The organism is Rhodopseudomonas palustris (assembly GCF_034479375.1).
Classification (GTDB): domain Bacteria; phylum Pseudomonadota; class Alphaproteobacteria; order Rhizobiales; family Xanthobacteraceae; genus Rhodopseudomonas; species Rhodopseudomonas palustris_M.
In genome coordinates this window covers 2,072,685-2,096,047 of sequence record NZ_CP140155.1, presented here as the reverse complement: position 1 = coordinate 2,096,047, position 23,363 = coordinate 2,072,685, and the positions used below count along the sequence as shown (strand labels likewise).

The following is a 23,363-nucleotide window of genomic DNA, read 5'->3' as shown; positions in this document are numbered from 1 at the left end:
GATCCACATTGACAAAATTGCGTCAGGGCTTAGCTCGCGACATGTGACGACGCGCGTTGTGCCTGCCGGGCCTGTCCCCTATAAAGCCGTGCACGAATTGGGGTCCGCACGTTCGCCGGACCGCTGAGGAGACTATTGATGCCGTGGAAGAATCAAGGCGGAGGACCCTGGGGTTCTGGCCCGAAGGGTCCTTGGGGCTCCGGACCGCAACCATCGGGACCGCGGCCGCCTGACCTGGAAGATCTGCTCCGTCGCGGCCAGGACCGGCTGCAGCAATTGCTTCCCGGCGGTTATTTCAGCAGTCTCGGCATCGCCATCGCGGTGCTCGGCGCCTTGACGATCTGGGGCCTGTCCGGCTTCTTCCGGGTGCAGTCCGAAGAGCTCGGCGTCGTGCTGCGCTTCGGCAAGCACGTCCGCACCGTGCAGCCCGGTCTGAATTATCATCTGCCGTATCCGATCGAGACCGTGTTGCTGCCGAAGGCGCTGCGCGTGTCGACGATCAGCATCGGCATGACGCTGATCAACGATCCGGCCCGGCGCGGCACGACGGCACGCGACGTGCCCGAGGAAAGCCTGATGCTGACCGGCGACGAGAACATCGTCGACGTCGATTTCGCCGTGTTGTGGCGAATCAAGCCCGACGGTGTCGGCAACTTCCTGTTCAACATCCAGAACCCGGAAGGCACCGTGAAGGCGGTCGCCGAAAGCGCGATGCGCGAAGTGATCGGCCGCTCCAACATCCAGCCGATCCTGACCGGCGCCCGGACCACGATCGAGAGCGGCGTGCAGGAACTGATGCAGAAGACGCTCGACGGCTACGGCGCCGGCGTTCTGGTGCAGCAGGTGCAGATGCAGAAGGTGGATCCGCCGCAGCAGGTCATCGACGCGTTCCGCGACGTCCAGGCTGCGCGCGCCGACCTCGAGCGTCTGCAGAACGAAGCGCAGACTTACGCCAACCGCGTCATCCCCGACGCCAGAGGTCGCGGCGCGCAGATCATCCAGGCGGCCGAGGGCTACAAAGGCCAGGCGGTTGCCGAGGCCAAGGGCCAGAGCGCGCGCTTCCTCGACGTCTATGAAGAATACAGGAAGGCTCCCGACGTGACCCGTCAGCGGATCTATCTCGAAACCATGGAGCGCGTGCTCGGCCCTGCCGAGAAGCTGGTTTACGATTCGGGGTCGGGCCCCGGGGGAGGCCAGGGCATCGTGCCGTATCTGCCGCTGAGTGAGCTGAGCCCGCGCCGCACGGCGCCGGCCACACCGACGCCGCCGCAGAACCAGCAGACCCAGGGCGGAGGCAACCGATGAAGGCCGGAATCGCAGGTATCGTTGCCCTGATCGTCCTGCTCGTGGCGATCATCGTCGGCTGGTCGTCGTTGTTCACCGTCCGCCAGACCGAGCAGGTGTTGCTGGTCCGGCTCGGCGAGCCGGTGCGAGTCGTCACTGAACCGGGGCTTCACTTCAAGGCGCCGTTCATCGACACCGTGATCAGCATCGACAAGCGGATTCTCGACCTCGAAAATCCGTCGCAGGAAGTGATCGCTTCGGATCAGAAGCGGCTCGTGGTCGATGCGTTCGCCCGCTACCGCATCAAAAACGCGTTGCGCTTCTACCAGAGCATCGGGTCGATCCCGGCCGCAAACATCCAGCTGACCACGCTGTTGAACGCGGCATTGCGTCGTGTGCTCGGCGAGGTCACCTTCATTCAGGTGGTGCGCGACGAGCGCGAGGGCCTGATGCAGCGGATTCGGGCCCAGCTCGACCGCGAGGCGGATGGCTACGGCATCGAGGTCATCGATGTCCGCATCCGCCGCGCCGATCTGCCGGATCAGAACAGCCAGGCGGTGTATCAGCGGATGCAGACGGAACGTCAGCGCGAGGCGGCCGAGTTCCGCGCCCAGGGCGGACAGAAGGCGCAGGAGATCCGCTCCAAGGCCGACCGTGAGGCCACGGTGATCGTGGCCGAGGCGAATTCGCAGGCTGAAGAAATCCGCGGTTCCGGCGACGCCGAGCGCAACCGTCTGTTCGCGGCTGCTTACGGCAAGGACCCGGAGTTCTTCTCGTTCTATCGGTCGATGACGGCCTACGATCAGTCGCTGAAGAGCTCGGACACCCGCTTCCTGCTGCGGCCCGATTCGGAGTTCTTCCGCTTCTTCGCCAATTCGTCCGGCAGGCCCGCGACACGGCCGGCGACTGCGGCGCCGGGTGCGGCGCAGGCTGCGCCGGAACCGGCTGCCGCGCCACGCTAGCGTTTCCGGTTCTGATTTCATCAGACACGGAATTGCTCTAGAACAGCGCCGAAATCAGAAGCGCAGGCCGCGGCCTGCGCTTCGTCGATAATGGCTGTCGGGCGAGATTCCCGGCCGGGGGATACAGTCGCATGGGGTCTTTCGCGTTCGCCGACCTCCTGATCGGGGTGGGTGTGTTGTTCGTTTTGGAAGGCCTGATCTTCGCCGCGAGCCCGAGCTGGATGCGTCGCGCCATGAAAAGCGCGTTGGCGACTCCCGACAACGTGCTGCGCGTGGTCGGCATCGTCTCGGCCGTGCTCGGCCTGATCCTGATCTGGGTGGTCCGCCGCTGACCTCGCGGAGGCGCGCGATCGGACAGTTTTCAACGGCATCGTGAGCAGGGACGTCCGTTTTTCGCCGCAATCGGTGTTGCGGATGGGGTAGTTTCGAACGATTCCGATGCTTGCCCCGGTTCCCGGATCGGACGCAGAGTTTTCAAGCGGCAGCGCCCAAGGCGCCCGGCCTCGATGCAGGAGACGCCCCCATCATGCCCGTTGCGATCACCGCCTTGAGCTTCCGGATCAGGCCTTTGCTGGCGGCGCTGTGCCTCGGCGCCGCCGCCTTGACCGCGGCCCCGGCGCAGGCCCGCGGCCCCGAGGGCATCGCGGACGTCGCCGAGAAGGTCATCGACGCCGTGGTCAACATCTCGACCACCCAGACGGTCGAGGCCAAGAGCGCGCCCAGCGAGGGCAACAGCGCCAAGCCGAATCTGCCGCCGGGCTCGCCGTTCGAGGAGTTCTTCGAGGACTTCTTCAAGAACCGCCGCGGCGAGAAGGGCGGCGGCCCGCGCAAGACCAACTCGCTCGGCTCGGGTTTCATCGTCGACACCGCAGGCATTGCCGTGACCAACAATCACGTCATCGCCGACGCCGACGAGATCAACCTGATCATGAACGACGGCACCAAGATCAAGGCCGAGCTGGTCGGCGTGGACAAGAAGACGGATCTCGCGGTGCTGAAGTTCAAGCCGCCGGCCAACAAGCCGCTGGTGGCGGTGAAGTTCGGCGACAGTGACAAGCTGCGGCTCGGCGAATGGGTGGTGGCGATCGGCAATCCGTTCTCGCTCGGCGGCACGGTCACCGCCGGCATCGTCTCGGCGCGCAATCGCGACATCAATTCCGGGCCGTATGACAGCTACATCCAGACCGACGCGGCGATCAATCGCGGCAATTCCGGCGGCCCGCTGTTCAACCTCGACGGCGAAGTCATCGGCGTCAACACGCTGATCATCTCGCCGTCCGGCGGCTCGATCGGCATCGGCTTCGCGGTGCCGTCGAAGACCGTGGTCGGCGTCGTCGATCAGCTTCGGCAGTTCGGCGAACTGCGCCGCGGCTGGCTCGGCGTGCGCATCCAGCAGGTCACCGACGAGATCGCCGAGAGCCTCAACATCAAGCCGGCGCGTGGCGCGCTGGTCGCCGGCATCGACGACAAGGGCCCGGCCAAGCCCGCCGGCATCGAGCCCGGCGACGTCGTCGTCAAGTTCGACGGCAAGGACGTCAAGGAGCCGAAGGATCTGTCGCGCGTGGTCGCCGACACCGCGGTCGGCAAGACCGTCGACGTGGTGATCATCCGCAAGGGCAAGGAAGAGACCAAGCAGGTCACGCTCGGCCGCCTCGACGATGGCGCCAAGCCACAGCCGGCCTCGGCCAAGTCACAACCCGAACCGGAAAAGCCGGTGACGCAGAAGGCGCTCGGGCTCGACCTCGCCGCGCTGTCGAAGGACCTGCGCGGCCGCTACAAGATCAAGGACAGCGTCAAGGGCGTGGTCGTGGTCGGGGTCGACAACGGCTCCGACGCCGCGGAGAAGCGGCTGTCGGCCGGCGACGTGATCGTCGAGGTCGCGCAGGAGGCGGTCACCAGCGCCGCCGATATCAAGAAGCGGGTCGACCAGGTCAAGAAGGACGGCAAGAAGTCGGTATTGCTTTTGGTCTCGAACGGAGCCGGCGAACTGCGCTTCGTGGCGCTCAGCCTGCAATAGACGATGGCCGCGGCCGGCCGATCCGCGCTCGCCATCGACTTCGTCGGCGGCGCGGTCGGCTACAAACTGCGCTCCGGCGCCGCCCGCAGCCACGCGCTGCTGAAGGCGACCGGCGTATCCGCGAGCCGCCCGCTACACGTCATCGACGCCACCGCGGGACTCGGCCGCGATTCCTTCCTGCTCGCCTCGATGGGCGCGACGGTGACGCTGATCGAACGCTCGCCGCAGGTTCACGCGCTGCTGGCGCAGGCGCTCGCGACGGCGGGCGCCGAGAGTGAGGAGATCGCCGCGGTCGTGGCGCGGATGAATCTGATCCAGGGCGACGCCCGCGATCTGCTTCCGACCCTGCAGGCGGATGTCGTGACCGTCGATCCGATGCATCCGGAGCGGACCAAGACGGCATTGGTCAAGCAGGAGATGCGGCTGCTGCGCGATCTGGTCGGCGCCGATCCCGACGTTTGCGAATTGATGCAGGCGGCGCTGTCGGCGCGCTGCGGCCGGGTCGTGCTGAAATGGCCGTTGCGTGCCGAGCCGCTCGCGGGCGTGCGCAAGCCGTCCTACCAGATCGCCGGCAAGACGGTGCGCTACGACGTGTTCGTGCAACCGCGCGCTGCGGCAGAGGACGCGCCGGGCGGCGACGTCGCGCTCAATCCTTGAGCGGCTTTTCCAGATAGATCTGCGTCGGCACGAAGCCGACGCGGGCCAGCACGCCCTTCATCGGCTCGTTGGTGGCGCGGGTGCGGAACACCACATGATCCAGCTTCTGCGCCTTGCACCAGTCGAACACCGAATTCATCAGCAGGTTCGATAGCCCGGAGCCGCGCTGCGACGGGTCGATATAGATGCTGTGATAGTCGCCGTAAGGCTGCTTGGTGATGAAGTTGCGGCGGATGCTGACATAGGACCAGCCGACGATCTCGCCGTCGCGTTCGGCGACGAAGGTCGCGGCTTCCTTGTCGCCGAACAGCTTCTCCAGCTTCTTCACATAGAAGCCGACGTCGGTGATCGGATCGTCGGGGAACGAGATCTTGGCGATCTCGGCTTCCATCCAGCCGATCTTTTCGAGGTCCGCGCGCTCCAGCGGGCGCAGCGTGTGCAAGGGCTTGTCGTTCATCGTTCAACTCCAGAATTCAGCCGCCGCGTTCGCACGAACGGCTGCGGCGGGCAAGTCCGTCTTTCCGCGGGGCTCAGGGGCCAGCCGCCTTGCGGCGGAAGCTGTGCCCGCCGCAATTCGCGCAGCCCTGATCCTTCAACGCCTCGATCGTCTCCGGCGTCGAGCCGCGCCCCAGGACGGCCTCGCGGCCGCATGACGTGCAGACATAGGCGCGGACCCGCGGATTGATCTCGGCGGTGTACAGCGGTCCCTGCCACGCCGGCAGCGCCGCGGCGGCGGGGCCGGCGGCGGCGAGTTCGATCAACTGCCCGACATTGCCGAGCACGGTGGCGCCCGCATAGGCGTTGAAGCCCGGCCGGATCGTCTGCACCGCGAGGCCGAGATCGAGAAACACCCGCTGCAATGCCAGCATCTGCCGCGGCGGCCATTGCGCGAACGAGAAGTAGCACAGCCCGTCGCCGGCCAGCGCCTCGCGGCCGCGCGTTAGAAAAAGTTTTGCGCCTTCGAGCGTGTAGGGCGGGTCGGTCTCGATGGTGTCGAACGCCCCCTGCAGTTCGGCCGGCAGCGGCTGGCGCAGATCGTGATGCAGCGTCCGCAGCGCGATGCCTTCCCGTTCTGCATTGTCGCGCAGGAACGCGAGCCGCCGCTCGTCGGCATCGATCACCACGACGCCGCGGGTGAGATCGGATTTGCCGAGCGCCTGGCCGACGAGGCCGATCGACAGCGACACGGAATCATCGTCGCCGAGCAGCAGCACCCGGCGGCCTTCCAGCGCGCCGGCCTGCAGCATCAGGAGCGCGCGCAGCAGCGAGGTCTCGGGCGTGCACGGCGCCTGATCGAGCGTGACGTCGACCGACGGCGCCTGCGCGATGATGGCGGCCAGCCGCGCGACCTGCGCGTGGAAATTCTCCGGGATCACCACGCCATGGCCGGTGCAGGCCGGGCAGGTGACGTCGATGGTGATGCCGAGCCCGAGCTCGCGCTCGACGAAGTCGCGGCCCTCGGGGCTCAGCGCCAGGCCCTGCTTGCGCTCCAGCAGCCCGGCCTTTTCCAGCTCGCGGCGGACGGCGGTGGCGATCGGCATCGGCAGGCGCGCCTCGCGCGCGACGTCCTGCAGCCGCAGCGAGCCAGAGCGGTACACGGCGCGCAGGATCGCCTCGACGCCGGCCGGGCCTTCGCGCAGCCGGGTTGCCTCGGCGATGGTTTGCAGGATCGCGGGGTCAGCCATTGCGGCGCGCCCCGCAAAAGGACGGGCCCCGCCGCGGTTGGCCCGCGCCGCTATCCGTGCCAAAGAGGCGCTGAAACTGAACCGCCATTGAGGACCGATCGCCGATGTTGATGACCCACGCGCTGGCGGAACTGTACGACTGCCTGCCGGTGATCGAGGATGAAGCCGCCTTGGTAGCGGCCGCGCGCGCTGCGGTCCAGAGCGTCGGTGCGACCATCATCGGGTCCTACGAGGTGCGCTACGTCCCGCACGGGCTGACCATCGCGCTGTTCCTCGCCGAGTCGCACATCGTGCTGACCACCTGGCCGGAATACCGGCTGCTGCTGCTCGACGTGCTGCTGTGCAATCCGGAGATGGATTTCAACCGCGTCCTCGCCGAGGTGAAGCGCAGCGTCTGCCCCGACGGGGAAATGACCGTGCATCACGTACCGCGCAAGATCGCCGCCAGCGCCTGAGAGCGCCGTGCGGCTCTCTGGGGCTGCGTCCGTCAGGTCGCCGTGGCGTCGTGACCGGACCGCGTACGCGGCGAGGCAATTCCGAGCGTCTTGATCCGCGACGCCAGGGTGGTCGGCTTGATGTCGAGCATCGCCGCGGCGCCGTCGTCGCCGAACACCTTGCCGTTGCAGGCGCGCAGGGCGGCGACAATATTGGTCCGCTCGAGATCGCGCAGCTCGCCTGCCGTCATCACCGCCGGTCTGGTTTCGGTCTTCTGCCGCCCGGCGTTCGGCACCGGATGGTGGCCGGACGGCTCGGGCAGGTCGATCCGCAGCCGGCCGTTCTGCGCCAGGATGGTGGCGCGCTCGATCACGTTCTGCAGCTCGCGGACATTGCCGGGCCAGTCGTAGCGCATCAGCCGACGAACGTCGCCCTGCGACAGCCGCAGTTCGGATTTCAGCTCGCGGCGTTCGCTGGCGAGGAAGTGCTGCGCCAGCAGCGGAATGTCCTCGCGGCGATCGCGCAGCGGCACCGACTCGATCGGGAATACGTTGAGGCGGAAGTACAGATCCTCGCGGAAGCGGCCGCGCTGCACCTCCTGCTTCAGGTCGCGATTGGTGGCGGCGATCAGCCGGACGTCGACATTGCGGGTGCGCTCGTCGCCGACCCGCTCGAAATTGCCCTCCTGCAGCACACGCAGCAGCTTGCCCTGCAACTCCAGCGGAATCTCGCCGATCTCGTCGAGAAACAGCGTGCCGCCGTCGGCCAGTTCGAACCGGCCGATGCGGTCGCGCACCGCGCCGGTGAAGGCGCCGCGGGCGTGGCCGAAGAATTCGCTCTCGAACAATTCGCGCGGGATGGCCGCGCAATTGACCCGGATCAGCGGCCGGCCGCTGCGGGTGCTGGCGTCGTGGATGGCGCGCGCGATCAGCTCCTTGCCGGTGCCGGATTCGCCGGTGATCAGCACCGCGGCGGTGGTCGGCGCCACCAGCTTGACCTGGCGCAGCGTGGTCTGGATCGCTTCGCTCTGGCCGATGATGCCGCGCGGATTGGTCTCGATCCGGATCTCCTCCTGCAGATAATCGTTCTCGAGCTGCAGCCGTTCGCGCAGCCGGTCGACTTCGGCGAGCGCGGCGTGCAGCTTCTCGTCGGCCTCGCGCCGCTGGCTGACGTCGCGAAACACCACGACGGCGCCGACGATCTCGCCGGCGCGGTCGCGGATCGGCGTCGAGGTGTACTCGACCCATACCGGCCGGCCGTCCTTGCGCCAGAACACCTCGCCGTCGACGGTGTGCACCGCGCCGTCGCGGAACGCGGCGTAGATCGGGCAATCGTGATCCGGATAGGGCCGGCCGTCGTGATGGGTGTGATGCATCACCGCGTGAATCGACTGGCCGACCAGTTCTTCGGCCGACCAGCCGAGCATCCGCTCCGCTGCCGGATTGACGAAGGTGGCGCGGCCCTCGGCGTTGACGCCGTAGATGCCTTCGCCGGCGGCGCGCAGGATCAACTGGTTCTCGCGCTCGATATCCTCGAACACCCGCTCGACCCGCTGCCATGCCGGCAATCCGTCGCGCATGTAATCGTCGGCGGCGGCGTCGATATGGCGGCGGCGGCGCTGCTCCAGGTCGCTCATCGTCAGCAGCAGCAGCGTGCGCCCTTCGAGGCGGAGCGCCCGGCCGGCATATTCGACCCGCAACGCGGTGCCGGAGCCATGGTTCGGCGTCAGCGCGTGGGTCCAATAGCTGCCGCGGTCGAACACCGCCTGGGTGAACACGATCAACGCCGGGAATTGCCGGTCGTGCAGTGCGCTGATCCGGGTCTGCAGCAACGTTGCGCGGTCATAGCCGAGCAGGGCGCAGGCCGCGGGATTGACGTCGAGGATCCGGTCGGCGGCCGGATCGAGCAGCAGCGCCGCCTCGATCAGGCCGTCGAAGGCCTCCGCACGCAGATCGATGTCCATGGCGGAAGGGGGTACCGAAAGGTCCATGGAATTCTCCGAAATTTCGTAATTCTCCTACGAAAATTCGTATACTACGAAATTTCGTAATCGGCAAACGCGCAAATCGGACCGCGCCGATTGGCGAAGTTCGCCGCGCCGAGCTGGCATGCTCCTTGCGTTAACGAGGATGAAATCGCGCAGGAGGTTCCATGTCCACGTTCGACAATCCGTTTGATCCCAACCGCCGCCTGACTGCAGGCGGATGTAGCTGTGGCCGGCATGTCAGCGAAGCCGAACATGCGGCGGATCCGTCCTCGTCGCTGCAGCCGGCGATGCTGGAGAGTGAAGACAAGAAGTTCGAGGGCGTGGTCGCCTCCGCGGTGATGCGGGCGATGTTTCCGCAGGATGCCTCGCGCCGCGCTTTCCTGAAATCGGTCGGCGCCGCCACGGCGCTCGCGGCGGTCTCGCAATTTTTCCCGCTGCAGACCGCCACCGAGGCGTTCGCCTCCAGCGGCCCGCTGGAGAAGAAGGATCTCAAGGTCGGCTTCATCCCGATCACCTGCGCCACGCCGATCATCATGGCGGCCCCGATGGGGTTCTACTCGAAATACGGCCTCAACGTCGAAGTCATCAAGACCGCGGGCTGGGCGGTGATCCGCGACAAGACCATCAACAAGGAATACGACGCGGCGCACATGCTGTCGCCGATGCCGCTCGCCATCACGATGGGCGTCGGCTCGAATCCGATCCCCTACACCATGCCGGCGGTCGAGAACATCAACGGCCAGGCCATCACCCTGGCGATGAAGCACAAGGACAAGCGCAATCCGAAGGACTGGAAGGGATTCAAATTCGCGGTCCCGTTCGACTATTCGATGCACAACTATCTGCTGCGCTATTATCTCGCCGAGCACGGCCTCGACCCCGACGTCGACGTCCAGATCCGCGCGGTGCCGCCGCCGGAAATGGTCGCCAATCTGCGCGCCGACAACATCGACGGCTATCTGGCGCCCGACCCGATGAACCAGCGCGCGGTCTATGACGGCGTCGGCTTCATCCACATTCTGACCAAGGAGATCTGGGACGGCCATCCGTGCTGCGCCTTCGCCGCGTCGAAGGAATTCGTCACCACGATGCCCAACACCTACGGCGCGCTGCTGAAATCGATCATCGAGGCCACCGCCTACGCCCACAAGCCGGAGAACCGCAAGGAGATCGCCGCGGCGATCGCGCCGGCCAACTACCTGAACCAGCCCGCGATCGTGCTGGAGCAGATCCTCACCGGCACCTATGCCGACGGCCTCGGCAACATCGTCAAGCAGCCGAACCGGATCGATTTCGATCCGTTCCCCTGGCAGTCCTTCGCGGTCTGGATCATGACGCAGATGAAGCGCTGGGGACAGGTCAAGGGCGACGTCGACTACAAGGCGATCGCCGAGCAGGTCTATCTCGCCACCGACACCGCGAAGCTGATGAAGGAAGCGGGCCTCACCCCGCCGACCACGACCTCGCGGTCGTTCTCGGTGATGGGCAAGTCGTTCGACGGCTCGAATCCGGAAGAGTATCTCGCGAGCTTCAAGATCAAGAAGGCCTCGTGATGCCCGGGGATGCGCTCCCTGCCATTCCAGCACGCGCGCGCGGACGATTCCGCGCGGTGAGCCGGGCGAGGGGGCGCATCCTCGTTGCGAGATCATCATTCCATTCCTTCATTCCACCTCTCTCCCGGCGAGCGGGAGAGGGCAGAGAGTCCTCATGACGAAATCCCTTCGCATTCGTGCCGCCATGGTCTCGCTGGTGATCTTCGCGGCCTTCATCGGCACCTGGCATCTGGCGACCCGCGGCACCGGCGCCGTGGCCCAGATGAGCCCGGAATACGCCGCGCTGATGGGCGCGACCGCGACCCAGGGCAAATCGGCGATGCCGGGCCCGCTCGATGTCGGCGCCAAGCTGTGGGAGCACATCCGGCAGCCGTTCTACGACAACGGTCCGAACGACAAGGGACTCGGCATCCAGCTCGGCTATTCGATCGCGCGGGTGATGATCGGCTATCTGATCGCTGTCGCGGTGGCGATCCCGCTCGGCTTCCTGATCGGGATGTCGCCTCTGATGAACAAGGCGCTCGACCCCTTCATCCAGGTGCTGAAACCGATCTCGCCGCTGGCCTGGATGCCGCTCGCGCTCTACACCATCAAGGACTCGAGCCTGTCGGCGATCTTTGTGATCTTCATCTGCTCGGTATGGCCGATGCTGCTCAACACCGCGTTCGGCGTCGCCTCGGTGCGCAAGGAGTGGATCAACGTCGCGCGCACGCTGGAGGTCGGCAATGTCCGTCGCGCCTTCACGGTGATCCTGCCGGCCGCGGCGCCGACCATCCTCACCGGCATGCGGATTTCGATCGGCATCGCGTGGCTGGTGATCGTCGCCGCCGAGATGTTGGTAGGGGGTACGGGTATAGGGTACTTCGTCTGGAACGAATGGAATAATTTGTCGATCGTGAATGTGATTATTGCGATCCTGCTGATCGGGGTGGTGGGGATGCTGCTCGACCAGATCCTGGCGCGGTTCACCCGCATGGTCACGTTTCCGGAGTGAGCGCGATGATCGACAGATTCATTTCGATCGAGGGCATCGCCAAGCGCTATCCCGGCGCGGCCGGCGCTGGCGACACCACGATCTTCGAAAATTTGTGGCTGTCGCTGCCGCGCGGCGAGTTCGGTTGCGTGATCGGCCATTCCGGCTGCGGCAAGACCACGGTGTTGAACATCCTCGCCGGGCTCGATCAGCCCAGCGAAGGCGCGGTGATCGTCGACGGCCAGGCGATCGAGGGCACCAGCCTCGACCGCGCGGTGATCTTCCAGAGCCACGCGCTGCTGCCGTGGCGCACGGTGATGGGCAACGTCGCCTATGCGGTGACGTCGAAATGGCCCAGATGGGACAAGGCGCGCGTCCGCGCCCACGCCCAGCAATTCATCGATCTGGTCGGGCTCACCGGCTCGGAGCACAAGCGGCCCTCGGAGCTGTCCGGCGGCATGAAGCAGCGCGTCGGCATCGCCCGCGCGCTGAGCATCACGCCGAAGATCATGCTGATGGACGAGCCGTTCTCGGCGCTCGACGCGCTGACCCGCGGCTCGCTGCAGGACGAGGTCCGCCGGATCTGTCTCGAGACCGGGCAGACCACCTTCATGATCACCCACGACGTCGACGAGGCGATGTATCTCGCCGACAAGATCTTCCTGATGACCAACGGCCCCGGCGCCGTGGTCGCCGAGATCGTCGAGAATCCGCTGCCGAAGGATCGCGCCCGGATCGATCTGCACCGGCATCCTTATTACTACGCGCTGCGCAACCACATCGTCGACTTCCTGGTGACGCGCAGCAAGACCTTCGCCGCCGCCAATCCGGGCCACGATCCGCTCAACGTGCCGGTGGTGCGCCCCGGTCTCGGCGAACCCGCTCTGGTGCCGGCCGCGAACGGCTCCGGCGCGTCGGCTCCGGCGCAGCTCCGCGCGCGCTGACACCATCGTCTTTCATCATCACCACCTCACGGAGAACTCATCATGAAGCGTGCGCAACTCACCGAAAAGCTCGTCGATCTCAAGCGCGAGAAAGGCTGGACCTGGAAGTACATCTGCGAAAAGATCGGCGGCCATTCCGAAGTGCTGGTGGTCGGCGCGATCCTCGGCCAGATGAAACTGACCAAGCCGCAGGCCGCCGCCGCCGGCGAATTGTTCGGCCTCAGCAAGGTCGAGATTGCGATGCTCAACGAGGTGCCGATGCGCGGCGAGGGCATCACCATGCCGCCGACCGATCCCTTGATCTATCGCTTCTACGAGCTGGTCATGATCAACGGCCCGGCCTGGAAGGCGCTGATCGAGGAGGAATTCGGCGACGGCATCATGTCGGCGATCGATTTCGACATGGTGATGGACCGCCTGCCCAACCCCAAGGGCGACCGCGTCAAGATCACCATGTCGGGCAAGTTCCTGCCCTACAAATACTACGGTGCCACCGGCAACAACCAGGAATACGGCTTCAAGGAGGAGTGAGGTGGACGCGCCCCGCGACGTTCCACCTGCCGCAGACTGCGTCATGCCCGGGCTTGTCCCGCCTGCGCGGCCGTAGCCGCTCCGGCGCGGCGAAGGCCCGGGCATCCACGTCTTTGCCGCCTCGATGCGCGGCAAGGCGTGGATGGCCGGCCCGGCCATGACGTGTGGAGAGGCAGAGGACCAAAAAATGCCCGACTGATCGCCTCAGGGCCCGAGCCCGCAAAAATCGCATGACCCTGCGTGGTCGAGCCTACATCTCAGCGCCGTCCGGAACTGTATGTTGCCGCCGACGACCCATGCGGTCGTGAGGCAGAGCAACCGTCAGCATCGCGCAGACGATGCGGCCGAGGAGGAAGTGCGCATGAGACTCGTTCGGCGAAAGTCGACCACGCGAGCGGCGAAGCCATGACCGCACCGACCGGGCCGCTCGCCGGCATCCGCATTCTCGATCTGACCAGCGTGCTGTTCGGCCCCTATGCGGCGCAGATTCTCGGCGACTGGGGCGCCGACGTGATCAAGGTGGAGTCGCTGGCCGGCGACATGTGGCGCTATGCCGGCGCGTCGCGCCATCGCGGCATGAGCGGGCAGTTCATGGCGGTGAACCGCAACAAGCGCAGCCTCGCGCTCGACCTCAAGCATCTGCAGGGCAAGGCGGCGCTGCGGCGGCTGATCCCGGGCGCCGACGTGCTCATCACCAACGTGCGCCCCGCCGCGATGGCGCGGCTCGGCTTCGGCTACGAGGATTGCCGCGCGCTGAATTCGCGGCTGATCTATGCGGCGGCGACCGGCTTCGGCCAGGACGGGCCGTGGGCGGCGCGGCCGGCATTCGACGAGATCATCCAGGCGGCGTCCGGCCTCGCCTCGTCGATCGGCTCGGACGACGCGCCGCAATTCGTGCCGAGCCTCGTCGGCGACAAGATCTGCGGCCAGGCGCTCGCCGGCGCGGTGTCGGCGGCTTTGTTCAGCCGCGAGCGCTCGGGCAAAGGCCAGCTCGTCGAAGTGCCGATGCTGGAGACCATCGCCGGCTTCAACAGCATCGAGATGTTAGGGGGCTACGCGTTCGATCCGCCGATCGGCCCCGCGGGCTACAAGCGGATGAAGGAGCGCAGGCCGGTGCGCACCAAGGACGGCTGGATGACGATGCTGCCGTATTCCGGCGACAATTGGTGCGCGTTCTTCACGGCGGTCGGCCGCCCCGAACTGATCGACGAATTGCAGGTGCGCGACCCGGTGGCGCGGGCGGAGAACATCGACAGGATCTACGCGCGGATGGGCGAGATCGCGCCGAGCCGCACCACCGCCGAGTGGGAGGAACTACTGCTGCGGCTCGACGTGCCGCACACCGCGTTCGCGCGGATCAGCGAGATCGGCGAGCAGGAACATCTGAAGGCGGTCGATTACTTCGCCGCGATCGACCATCCGAGCGAGGGCCGCATCCGCCAGGCGCGCCCCGCGACCAAATTCTCCGACGAGCCGCCCAACCTGCACCGCCCGACCCCGCGCCTCGGCGAACATTCGCGCGAGGTGCTGCTCGACGCGGGCTACAGCGCCTCAGAGATCGACGCGCTGATCGCGGCGGGCGCGGTCGGGGAGGGATGAGCGGCGGATGCATTTGGGGGGGAGGATCCCGTCAGGCCGACCTGGGTGCCAGAGCGGTTCTGTTTCTGATGGAATCAAACTGACGTTCTGGAGCGTTCGCGACGAGTAAGACCTCATGGTGAGGAGCCGCGAAGCGCCGTCTCGAACCGTGGGCGCGAGGGACTGCGTCGCCCCATCCTTCGAGACGCCCGGCTTCGCCGGGCTCCTCAGGATGAGGAATCAGTGCGTCTCGCGAGGATGCGGGGTTCAATCAATCGAGGGCGTGCTTTAACCGAACAAGACCCACCCGTCGTTATCCAAGGCACCAGCGCAGCGCGCCTCGAAGGATGATGGTCGCGCGTGCCTTGTCCGTCCTGCGATCAGTTTCGTCATGGCCGGGCTTGTCCCGGCCATCCACGCCTTTCTTACGACTCCATCAGCAAGACGTGGATGCCCGGCACAAGGCCGGGCATGACGGGTTGAAACGAACGTTGCTGATCTCGCTGTCAGTCGCCCGCTGCCGAGCCGCGATGCGGTTGGGACTTTGTCTGCCGCCACTCGCGCGGCGAGGTCTGGAAGCGTTTCCGGAACAGCGTGGAGAAATGCGAGAAGCTGCTGAAGCCGTTGCGCAACGCGATGTCGCTGACGGTGAGGCCGGCCTTGCGCCGGTCGGTCAGTTCGTCGGCCGCCATCTGCAGGCGCGTTTCGCGAATGACGTCGCTTGCGGACGTCTCCTGCGTGGCGAAGATCTCGTTGAGGCGGCGCACCGAGACGCCGACGGCATGGGCGAGCGCGACGCGATCGAACTGCGCTTCCCTGAAATGATGCCGGATAGCGGATTTGGCGCGCAACAGCAGAAGCTGCGTCGACGACGACAGCTCGCTTGCGCCGGTGGTCGACGTACTGGAGAGGGCAGCGGAGAACAGGCTCGCCAGAATATCCGCGACGTGATCGTTCAGCGGCTCGTTGCTCTCCGGCGTGTACTTGCAGAACTGCAAGATGCTCTGGCCGATCAGATGTCCGGCGCCGGTGCTGCCGTCGATCCGCCTGCCGAGCGCCAGTTCCGCATCGGGCATCCGCAGCAGCAGCGACGGTTTCGGGATCTGCAGCACGATCTGGCGGAAGCCGCTCGCCATGCTGAGTTCGTACGGTTCGGTGCTGCTGTAGGCGGCCATGTCGCCGGGCCGCAGCGTGGTGATCGCGCCGCGCTGGCTGATCGTCGTCGTCTGCTCGAGCTGAAGGCTGAGCAGGAAGAACTCCTCGGTCGCACGCCGGATATCACGCGCGCGGCGTCTGACCCTACCGCCGGTTCCGCTGATCTCCGACACCGAAAGATTGGCGAGCCGCTTGATCTCGATGGCGCCGCGAACTTCGCGCGCGTCGTCGATCTCGCATTCGAGCTGAACATAGTTTGCGCACACCACGTCGTGCCAATAGGCGATCCGATCCTGGGGTGGGACGAGGGCGGTATCGTATCGTGCGAGCATCGCCGGGATCGCCTGCAAGAGACCGCGGCCACGATATCCGGCTCCGCCCGGATTCACAACAAATCGCGCTCAAACGCGAAAGCCCGGCATTGCGGCGCTCGCTAGACTTCGCGGCATCCCGATCATCCGTGGAGGCTGACAATGCAGATGTCGAAGCAATTCAAGGTCGCCGCCGTGCAGGCCGCGCCGGCGTTCCTCGATCTTCAGGCCGGCGTCGCCAAGGCGGTCGGGCTGATCGAGCAGGCCGCGCGGCAGGACTGCAAGCTCGTGGTGTTTCCCGAAGTGTGGCTGCCGGGCTATCCCAACCACATCTGGCTCGGGCCGCCGGCCTGGGCGATGCAGTTCGTCGGCCGTTACTTCGAGAACAGCGTGCAGGCGGGCGGCGCCGAGGATCGGGCGATCGCCGAGGCGGCGCGCCGCAATGGCATTCAAGTTTCGATGGGGCTGTCGGAGCGGGACGGCGGCAGCCTGTATATCGCGCAGTGGCACTATGCCGAGACCGGCGAGGTGATCAAGCGTCGCCGCAAGCTGAAGCCGACCCATGTCGAACGCACCGTGTTCGGCGAAGGCGACGGCAGCGACCTCGCCGTGCTCGATACTTCGCTCGGCCGCGTCGGCCAATTGTCGTGCTGGGAGCACCTGCAGCCGCTCAGCAAATACGCGATGTACAGCCAGAACGAACAGATCCATTGCGGCGCCTGGCCGGCGCTGTCGCTGATTGCCGACGAGGCCTATGCGCTCGGCCCCACCGTCAACAACGGCGCCAGCATGATCTACGCGGTCGAGGGCGGCTGCTTCGTCGTCGCCGCGGCCGCGCTGGTCGACAAGGCCCAGCAGGACCTGCTGTGCCAGGGCGATCCGATGAAGGAGGCGATGTGCCAGTTGGGCGGCGGCTTTTCCCGGGTCTACGCGCCCGACGGCCGCTCGATCGGCGCCAATCTCGATCCCTTCGAGGAAGGGCTGGTCGTCGCCGACGTCGATCTCGGCCTGATTGCGTTCGCAAAGGCATCCGCCGACCCCGCCGGGCACTATGCGCGTCCGGACGTGACCCGGCTGCTGTTCAACAACAAGCCGGCGCGCCGCGTCGAGTACTTCTCGGTGCCGGCAGAGAGCTCGGTGGTCTCTTCGTTCGAGCTGACCGAAGATCGGTAAGGCACAGCGCGCTCCCTCTCCCGCTTGCGGGAGAGGGTTGGGGTGAGGGTGACGCGGGGGTACGGACCGGATAGATTCCTGACAGTTCAGACCGGGGTGATTGTCGACAGTTCACACTGCATCGGAGGGAGGACCGCCGATGCCTTTTGTGGAGACCTGTCGGATGGAACAGCGGGTGCGGATGCTGTCGGAGCATGCGAGCGGCCATTGGAGCGTGTCGGATCTGTGCCGGCGCTACGGGGTCAGTCGAGACACGTTCTACGAGTGGCGGCGGCGTCGGGACAGCGGGGCCGAGGACTGGTTCGTGGACCGCTCGCATGCTCCGCATCATTGCCCGCAGCGGACCGATGCCGCACTGGTTGCGACGATCGTCGATCTGCGGCGCCGGTTTCCGCACATGGGTCCGCGCAAGCTTCTGGCGATCCTGCGGCGCAAGCATCCGGAGAACGCGTGGCCTTCGGCCTCGACGATCGGCGGATTGTTGAAGCAGGCCGGGCTGATCGCGCCGGTCAGGCGGCGGCGGCCGGCGCTGGCTCAGCAACGACCGTTTGCAGCGGTGAGCGCGCCGAACGACGAATGGGCGGCCGACTTCAAGGGCTGGTTTCGGACCCGCGACGGCACCCGGATCGATCCCTTGACGCTGACCGACGGTTTCAGCCGCTATCTGTTCGACATCGCCATCACGCCGCAAACCATCGACGCCACGATGCCGTTGTTTCTCGATGCCTTCCGCCGCCATGGCCTGCCGCGGGCGATCCGCTGCGACAACGGCTCGCCGTTCGGTTCGACCGGCGCCTGCGGGCTGACCCGGCTGTCGGCCTGGTGGCTCAAGCTCGGGATCGAGCCGCATTTCGTGCATCCAGCCTCGCCGCAGGAGAACGGCCGTCACGAGCGGATGCATCGGACCCTGAAGGCACAGACCTCGCGCCCGCCGGCGGCCACGGCGACCCAGCAGCAGTCCCGCTTCGATGCCTTCCGCGATCACTACAATCGGGAGCGCCCGCACGAGGCGCTCGGCCAGCGACCGCCGGCCGAACTCTACACCGTCTCGACGCGGCAGATGCCGGACCGGATCGCGGACCCCTGGTACGACGCCGACCACGAGGTGCGGCGGGTCCGCAGCTCCGGCGAGATCATGTGGCACGGCGAGCGCATCTTCATCAGCGAGGCGCTGATCGGAGAACCGATCGGCATCGCCGAACTCGACAACGGCGACCAGATCGTGCGGTTCTGCCACTACGACATCGGCCTGATCGATCGCCTCCGCGTGTTCCGTCGCTTCGCTCCGCCCCGAGAGGGGCTGCGCTACGCGCCGCAACACGCGGACAAAGACCTGTCGACAATCATCCCGGTCTAAAGTGTCGGGAATCATGCCGGTTGAACAGGGCACCGTGCCTGTGGACCCCCACCCCCGACCCCTCCCCGCAAGGGGGAGGGGAGAACAGCGCCGCATGCCGCCGTTGTTATCACCGCCGCCGCTTCCTCGCCTTCGGCGGCCGCAACGCGGGGTGATCCTCCGCCGGACGTTTGGCGGCGATCAGCAGGTCCATCGCCTCCGGCGGGACGCGATCGACGTCGACGCCGAAATTGCGCATCTCTTTCAGGGCAGTGCGGATGGCTTCCTCTTCGGACAGCCAGTCGTGGCCGGTGCGCGCACGGAAGGCGGGGTCGCGGCGGCGACGCCGGCGGCCCATCGCTTCCATCCGCGCCATCTTCAGCACCTGCAGCGCCTGCATCAGCCGGTCGACATCGGTGCCGGCGTCGGCTTCGAGTTTCTCGATCATCTGCTCGGCGAGCAGGCGCAGCCGCTCGGCGAGTTTCCGCAGCTTGAGTTTCTGGCTGGCGCGCGCGGTCGGCATCCGGTCGGTGGCGCGCGGCGCGAAGGGCGGGCGCGCCCAGGCGCCGTCGCGGCTCCAGCGGCTGATGCTGGCGCGGCCGACGCCGGTCTTGGCGCTGATCTGGCTGTAGGTCAGCTCGGTTTGTTCGATCAGCCGGCGCACCTCCGCCGCCTTGGCGTCGGTATGCGGCCGCCGCGATCCGCGCGGGCGCCCGCCGGGGATCGGCGGCGGCGAGTCCGAATTCGGGTCGGGCGTGACGCGGAGACGGACGATTGTGGGAATGAAAGGATATGGCATGACAAGGAATATAAACCTAGATCATTCCCGATGCAAGCCGGCCGAGCTGATGATCGACGGCGCGCGCGTCATCGTGCTGTCGCCGCAAATTGCATTCGATCCGATGGTGTGGCAATCACGCGGGGCACTCCAGCGATTTCGATGCGATGGCAAAATCCACTCGGGCTCCTGATCGCGGCGCGGTCATCTACAAGGCGTTGTGGCACGCCATCATCGAGCAGGCGCTGCAGCCCGGCGCCAAGCTTCCCGAGGACGCGATCGGCGAGAAATTCGGCGCCAGCCGCACCATCGTCCGCGCCGCGCTGGGCCGGTTGGCCGCCGAAGGGCTGGTCGAACTGCGCCGCAATCGCGGCGCCGCGGTCGCGACCCCGAGCTGGAACGAGGCGCGCGATATCTTCGATGTGCGGATCGGGCTGGAGCGGCTGGTGGTGGCGCGGCTCGCCGGCCGGCTGACGCGCGAGCAGATCAAACAGCTCGAGCAGCACGTCGACGCCGAGGAGCAGGCGAGGGGCAGCAACGAGCCGCTGTCGATCCGGCTCGCCACCGCGTTTCACATCAGACTCGCCGAGATGACCGGCAACCCCGTGCTGGCGCGTTACGTCAGCGAGGTCGCCTCGCGCTGCGGATTGATTCTCGCGCTGTACAGCCGGCCGCATTCGGCCGATTGCGCCGTCAGCGAGCACCGCGCCATCATCGCGGCGCTTGCATCGGGCGACGCCACCCGCGCCACCGCGCTAATGGATCATCATCTCGACGCGGTGGCCGAGCGTGCGCTGATCGTGCCGCACGCGCCGGAGGCGCGCGACATCCAGGACATCCTGTCGCCCTATGCGAAAGAGGCCGCGTTGCCGAAGACCAGGAAAGCCGGCGCGAAGAAGCGTTGAGCCGCTCCGACATCGTTGTTGCGAGCGAAGCAAGCCAGCTCAGCGCACAGCATCCTGGATTGCTTCGCTTCGCTCGCAACGACGAGCGAGAAGGTCAGCGCAGATCAGTGATAATTCGCACGCCGCCGCGAAACTGCGCGCTTACGCCTCGATGCCGTGCCGGGTCAGCAGCCGCTCGGCGCTGTCGTTCCAGACGTCCATCTTGACGATCTTTCCGTCGCGCACCACGAAGCGGTCGACATAGCGATTGCCTTCGAACGGCGTGCCGTCGGGCCATTCGCCGTACAGCGTGCCGGTGTTGTAGACGATGGTCTCGTCGATCCCGGGGGCGACGTCGGTGCGCTCCATCTTCTTCTTCACCCATTTGTAGCGGCCGGCGTTGAACGCGGTCGCTTCGCGCGGATGCTTGAATTTGCGGCCGCCGGTGAAGGTGATCGCAACGTCGGGAGCCATGAAGGTGCCGGCAGTCTCGGGGTCGGGAACCATCGACGCCACGAGAAAACGTTCGACCAGCGCCGCGGCTGCGGCGGTCTGATCCATGGACGGCGCGGCTTCGGCGCGGGATGATGACACGGCGAAATCTCCTGACAGGGGACAAAGGGCAAGGCGATCCAAGCAAGCCCGGTGCCAGATATTGTATCCGTTTCCAAGAAAAATTGTATACGATTTGTGCGGGCGCTGTCTGGATATTGGGCAGCCGTCGCGAGAAACCACGGTCTGACCGGGCTTTGTTCGCGATTCCGGCGGCTTTGCCGGCTCCGGGGCGGTGGCACAGCGCTTGCTAGCAAGGATGCGATGATTTCATCCTGCGAGGAGCCCGTGATGAGTTTCGCTTCCCAAATTTCGCGCCGCCTGTTGCTCGCGGCCGGCGCCGCGTCGCTGGCGCTGGTCGGCGTGGGGCCCGCTTCGGCCCAGGACGCCATGAAGGTCGGACTGGTCGCGGCGATGTCCGGCCAGTCGGCGAAGTCCGGCGAGGCCATCGTCCGCGGCCTGTCGCTGGCGATCGACGAGATCAACGCCAAGGGCGGCGTGCTCGGCAAGAAGCTCGAACTGGTGGTGCGCGACGACGAGAGCAATCCCGCCAAAGGCGTGATCGCGGCGCGCGAACTGGTGCAGCGCGAGAAGGTGGTCGCTTACTTCGGCGGCATCGACACCCCGGTGTCGATGGCGATCGTGCCGTTCGCCAATCAGTCCAAGGTGCCGTTCATCGGCGTCTGGGCCGCCGGCACCAAGATCACCCAGAACGGCGCGCCGGAGAACTACGTGTTCCGCGTCTCGGCGGTCGACGCGCTGGTGGACATCGCGCTGGTGGACTACGCGATCAAGAAATACGGCGCCAAGAAGCCCGGCATGATCCTGATCAACAACCCCTGGGGCGAATCCAACGAGGCCGGGCTGAAGGCTGCGCTCGACGCCAAGAAGATGACCGCCGCCGGCATCGAGAAGTTCGAAGGCGGCGACGTCGACGTGGTGCCGCAGCTCACCCGGCTGAAGGACGCCGGCGCCGATACGCTGTTCATGGTCGCCAACGTCGCGCCCTCGGCGCAGGTGGTGAAGTCGCTCGACCGGATGGGCTGGAACGTGCCGGTGGTGTCGCATTGGGGCCCGGCCGGCGGACGTTTCACCGAACTCGCCGGCCCCAGCGCCGAGAAGGTTCACTTCATCCAGACCTTCAGCTTCTCCGGCAACACCAACCCCAAATCGGTCGCGCTGTTCGACGCGCTGAAGAAGAAATATCCCGAGGTCAAGACGGCCGCCGACGTCACGCCCGCGGTCGGCATCGCCAACGCCTACGACGCGATGCATCTCACCGCGCTGGCGATCGCCAAAGCCGGCTCCACCGACGGCCCGAAAGTGCGCGAGGGCTTCTACCAGATCGGCAGCTATGACGGCCTGATCAAGACCTACACCAAGCCATTCAGCGCCGACAATCACGACGCGCTGTCGCCCTCGGACTATATTTTCACCTACTTCAAGGGCGCGGAGATCCTGCCGCTGGTGAACTGACCTGCCGCCAGAGTTCGTCATTCCGGGATGTGCTTTCGTCGGCGAAGCCGACGGAAGTACAGACCCGGAATCCATATCCCCAGTGACTGCGTTTCGGCGCAGCCGTTGTTACGCCTTGGGAGAAACTTGAATTCAGGGGGTATGGATTCCGGGTTCGCGCTGCGCGCGCCCCGGAATGACGAGACCATAGATTTCTAACCCGACCATCGCACGGACGTTTCATGCTCACCTCCGCTATCATCTCCGGCATCGGCCTCGGCAGCATGTACGGGCTGATCGCGCTCGGCTTTCACATCACTTACGTGGTGTCCAACACCGTCAACTTCGCGCAGGGCTCGGCGATGATGCTGGGCGCCGTGCTGGGCTACACCTTCGGCATCAGATACGGCTGGCCGATGCCGCTGGCGATCGTCGCCGCGCTCGGGGTCTGCGCGCTGTTCGGCCTCGTGGTCGAGCGGATTCTGGTGCGGCCGTTCGTGGCGCGCGGCTCCAACGCCTGGCTGATGGCCACCGTCGCCGCCGGCATCGTGCTCGACAATGCGGTGATGTTCACTTTCGGCAAGGAGCCGCGCGGCTTTCCCTCCGACTGGGCGGCCCAGCCGATCCGGATCTTCGGCGCCGGCGTGTATCCGCTGCAACTGGTCATTCCGCTGGTCGGCATCGGCGCCGCCGCCGCGATGCATCTCTTGCTGCGCCACACAAGGCGCGGCAAGGCGCTGTTGGCCGTGGTGCAAAATCCCGACGCCGCGCGGCTGATGGGCATCAATGTGCACCGGACCATCGCGATCTCCTTCATGGTCTCGACCGCGCTCGCCGGTCTCGCCGGCCTGCTGATCGCGCCGCTGTTCAGCGTCAGTTCGGAGATGGGCACGCTGTTCGGCATCAAGGCATTCGCGGTTGCGATTCTCGGCGGCATGGGCTCGGCCTGGGGCGTGGTGATCGCCGGCCTGGTCTACGGCCTGATCGAGGCGCTGGTGACGTCGTTTCTCGGCTCGGTCTACACCCAGATCGTGGTGTTCTCTGTGGTCATTCTGGCGCTGGCGCTGAAGCCGAACGGCCTGTTCGGCCGCGCCGCGATCAACAAGGTCTGAC

Annotated in this window: 22 protein-coding genes; 16 read left to right on the top strand and 6 right to left on the bottom strand. The window is 66.3% G+C overall.

The features are described from left to right. Nucleotides 1-138 precede the first annotated feature (138 nt). From hflK to SR870_RS09455, 5 genes are all read left to right on the top strand, one after another. Nucleotides 139-1,305: an FtsH protease activity modulator HflK gene (hflK, locus tag SR870_RS09475; protein ID WP_322517716.1), complete on the top strand. Its 1,167-nt coding sequence runs from the start codon at nt 139-141 to the stop codon at nt 1,303-1,305. Further along, complete coding sequence (gene hflC, locus SR870_RS09470) at nt 1,302-2,246, top strand: protease modulator HflC (protein WP_322517715.1); 945 nt, start codon at nt 1,302-1,304, stop codon at nt 2,244-2,246. Before hflK ends, hflC begins: the two co-directional genes overlap by 4 nt. Nucleotides 2,247-2,377: 131 nt before the next feature. Beyond that, on the top strand, nt 2,378-2,578 hold the full coding sequence (locus tag SR870_RS09465) for a DUF2065 domain-containing protein (protein ID WP_322517714.1): 201 nt from the start codon (nt 2,378-2,380) through the stop codon (nt 2,576-2,578). 194 nt (nt 2,579-2,772) lie between these two features. Further along, on the top strand, nt 2,773-4,263 hold the full coding sequence (locus SR870_RS09460) for a Do family serine endopeptidase (RefSeq protein WP_322517713.1): 1,491 nt from the start codon (nt 2,773-2,775) through the stop codon (nt 4,261-4,263). A gap of 3 nt (nt 4,264-4,266) precedes the next feature. Beyond that, nucleotides 4,267-4,920, top strand: coding sequence for a class I SAM-dependent methyltransferase (locus SR870_RS09455; protein WP_322517712.1), 654 nt, complete (start codon nt 4,267-4,269; stop codon nt 4,918-4,920). Here the strand turns inward: SR870_RS09455 and SR870_RS09450 are convergent. Beyond that, the gene (locus SR870_RS09450; RefSeq protein ID WP_322517711.1) at nt 4,910-5,377 is read right to left on the bottom strand and encodes a GNAT family N-acetyltransferase; all 468 of its coding nucleotides are present in this window, start codon (nt 5,375-5,377) and stop codon (nt 4,910-4,912) included. The genes SR870_RS09455 and SR870_RS09450 overlap by 11 nt on opposite strands. 73 nt (nt 5,378-5,450) lie before the next feature. After that, nucleotides 5,451-6,605 (bottom strand): bis-aminopropyl spermidine synthase family protein, encoded by a 1,155-nt coding sequence (locus tag SR870_RS09445; protein WP_322517710.1) that lies wholly within the window; start codon nt 6,603-6,605, stop codon nt 5,451-5,453. A gap of 104 nt (nt 6,606-6,709) precedes the next feature. Between SR870_RS09445 and SR870_RS09440 the strand changes: the two genes are divergently transcribed. Continuing rightward, nucleotides 6,710-7,060 (top strand): S-adenosylmethionine decarboxylase, encoded by a 351-nt coding sequence (locus SR870_RS09440; RefSeq protein ID WP_322517709.1) that lies wholly within the window; start codon nt 6,710-6,712, stop codon nt 7,058-7,060. 32 nt (nt 7,061-7,092) lie between these two features. On the opposite strand, the gene SR870_RS09435 is transcribed toward SR870_RS09440, so the two are convergent. After that, nucleotides 7,093-9,030, bottom strand: coding sequence for a sigma 54-interacting transcriptional regulator (locus SR870_RS09435; RefSeq protein WP_322517708.1), 1,938 nt, complete (start codon nt 9,028-9,030; stop codon nt 7,093-7,095). 161 nt (nt 9,031-9,191) lie between these two features. Here SR870_RS09435 and SR870_RS09430 point away from each other — a divergent pair, with 161 nt between their 5' ends. From SR870_RS09430 to SR870_RS09410, 5 genes are all read left to right on the top strand, one after another. Then, nucleotides 9,192-10,580: a CmpA/NrtA family ABC transporter substrate-binding protein gene (locus tag SR870_RS09430; RefSeq protein WP_322517707.1), complete on the top strand. Its 1,389-nt coding sequence runs from the start codon at nt 9,192-9,194 to the stop codon at nt 10,578-10,580. Between the two features lie 154 nt (nt 10,581-10,734). Next, nucleotides 10,735-11,574: a nitrate ABC transporter permease gene (gene ntrB, locus SR870_RS09425; protein WP_322517706.1), complete on the top strand. Its 840-nt coding sequence runs from the start codon at nt 10,735-10,737 to the stop codon at nt 11,572-11,574. A gap of 5 nt (nt 11,575-11,579) precedes the next feature. Beyond that, on the top strand, nt 11,580-12,497 hold the full coding sequence (locus SR870_RS09420; RefSeq protein ID WP_322517705.1) for an ABC transporter ATP-binding protein: 918 nt from the start codon (nt 11,580-11,582) through the stop codon (nt 12,495-12,497). A 42-nt stretch (nt 12,498-12,539) separates the two neighbouring features. Next, nucleotides 12,540-13,028: a cyanase gene (cynS, locus tag SR870_RS09415; RefSeq protein WP_011440952.1), complete on the top strand. Its 489-nt coding sequence runs from the start codon at nt 12,540-12,542 to the stop codon at nt 13,026-13,028. A gap of 405 nt (nt 13,029-13,433) precedes the next feature. Continuing rightward, nucleotides 13,434-14,627: a CoA transferase gene (locus tag SR870_RS09410; protein ID WP_322517704.1), complete on the top strand. Its 1,194-nt coding sequence runs from the start codon at nt 13,434-13,436 to the stop codon at nt 14,625-14,627. 485 nt (nt 14,628-15,112) lie between these two features. Here the strand turns inward: SR870_RS09410 and SR870_RS09405 are convergent, their stop codons facing one another. Then, nucleotides 15,113-16,093, bottom strand: a complete 981-nt coding sequence (locus tag SR870_RS09405) for a helix-turn-helix domain-containing protein (protein WP_322517703.1) — start codon at nt 16,091-16,093, stop codon at nt 15,113-15,115. A gap of 147 nt (nt 16,094-16,240) precedes the next feature. Between SR870_RS09405 and SR870_RS09400 the strand changes: the two genes are divergently transcribed. Together SR870_RS09400 and SR870_RS09395 are read left to right on the top strand one after the other, a co-directional pair. Then, nucleotides 16,241-17,245: a carbon-nitrogen hydrolase family protein gene (locus tag SR870_RS09400; protein ID WP_416221160.1), complete on the top strand. Its 1,005-nt coding sequence runs from the start codon at nt 16,241-16,243 to the stop codon at nt 17,243-17,245. A 163-nt stretch (nt 17,246-17,408) separates the two neighbouring features. Continuing rightward, complete coding sequence (locus SR870_RS09395) at nt 17,409-18,602, top strand: IS481 family transposase (RefSeq protein ID WP_322514220.1); 1,194 nt, start codon at nt 17,409-17,411, stop codon at nt 18,600-18,602. A gap of 109 nt (nt 18,603-18,711) precedes the next feature. Here SR870_RS09395 and SR870_RS09390 read toward each other — a convergent pair whose 3' ends face one another. After that, complete coding sequence (locus SR870_RS09390) at nt 18,712-19,380, bottom strand: hypothetical protein (protein ID WP_322517701.1); 669 nt, start codon at nt 19,378-19,380, stop codon at nt 18,712-18,714. 146 nt (nt 19,381-19,526) lie between these two features. On the opposite strand from SR870_RS09390, the gene SR870_RS09385 reads away from it, so the two are divergent. Beyond that, nucleotides 19,527-20,264 carry a GntR family transcriptional regulator gene (locus tag SR870_RS09385; RefSeq protein ID WP_322517700.1) on the top strand — a complete coding sequence of 246 codons (738 nt, stop codon included), beginning with the start codon at nt 19,527-19,529 and terminating at the stop codon, nt 20,262-20,264. A gap of 141 nt (nt 20,265-20,405) precedes the next feature. Here the strand turns inward: SR870_RS09385 and SR870_RS09380 are convergent, their stop codons facing one another. After that, complete coding sequence (locus SR870_RS09380; protein WP_322518237.1) at nt 20,406-20,804, bottom strand: nuclear transport factor 2 family protein; 399 nt, start codon at nt 20,802-20,804, stop codon at nt 20,406-20,408. A gap of 282 nt (nt 20,805-21,086) precedes the next feature. Here SR870_RS09380 and SR870_RS09375 point away from each other — a divergent pair, with 282 nt between their 5' ends. Both SR870_RS09375 and SR870_RS09370 read left to right on the top strand, forming a co-directional pair. Next, a complete protein-coding gene (locus SR870_RS09375; protein ID WP_322517699.1) occupies nt 21,087-22,271 on the top strand; it encodes an ABC transporter substrate-binding protein in 1,185 nt (394 codons plus the stop codon). 221 nt (nt 22,272-22,492) lie between these two features. Beyond that, a complete protein-coding gene (locus SR870_RS09370; protein WP_322517698.1) occupies nt 22,493-23,362 on the top strand; it encodes a branched-chain amino acid ABC transporter permease in 870 nt (289 codons plus the stop codon). The last annotated feature ends 1 nt before the right edge of the window (nt 23,363 follow it).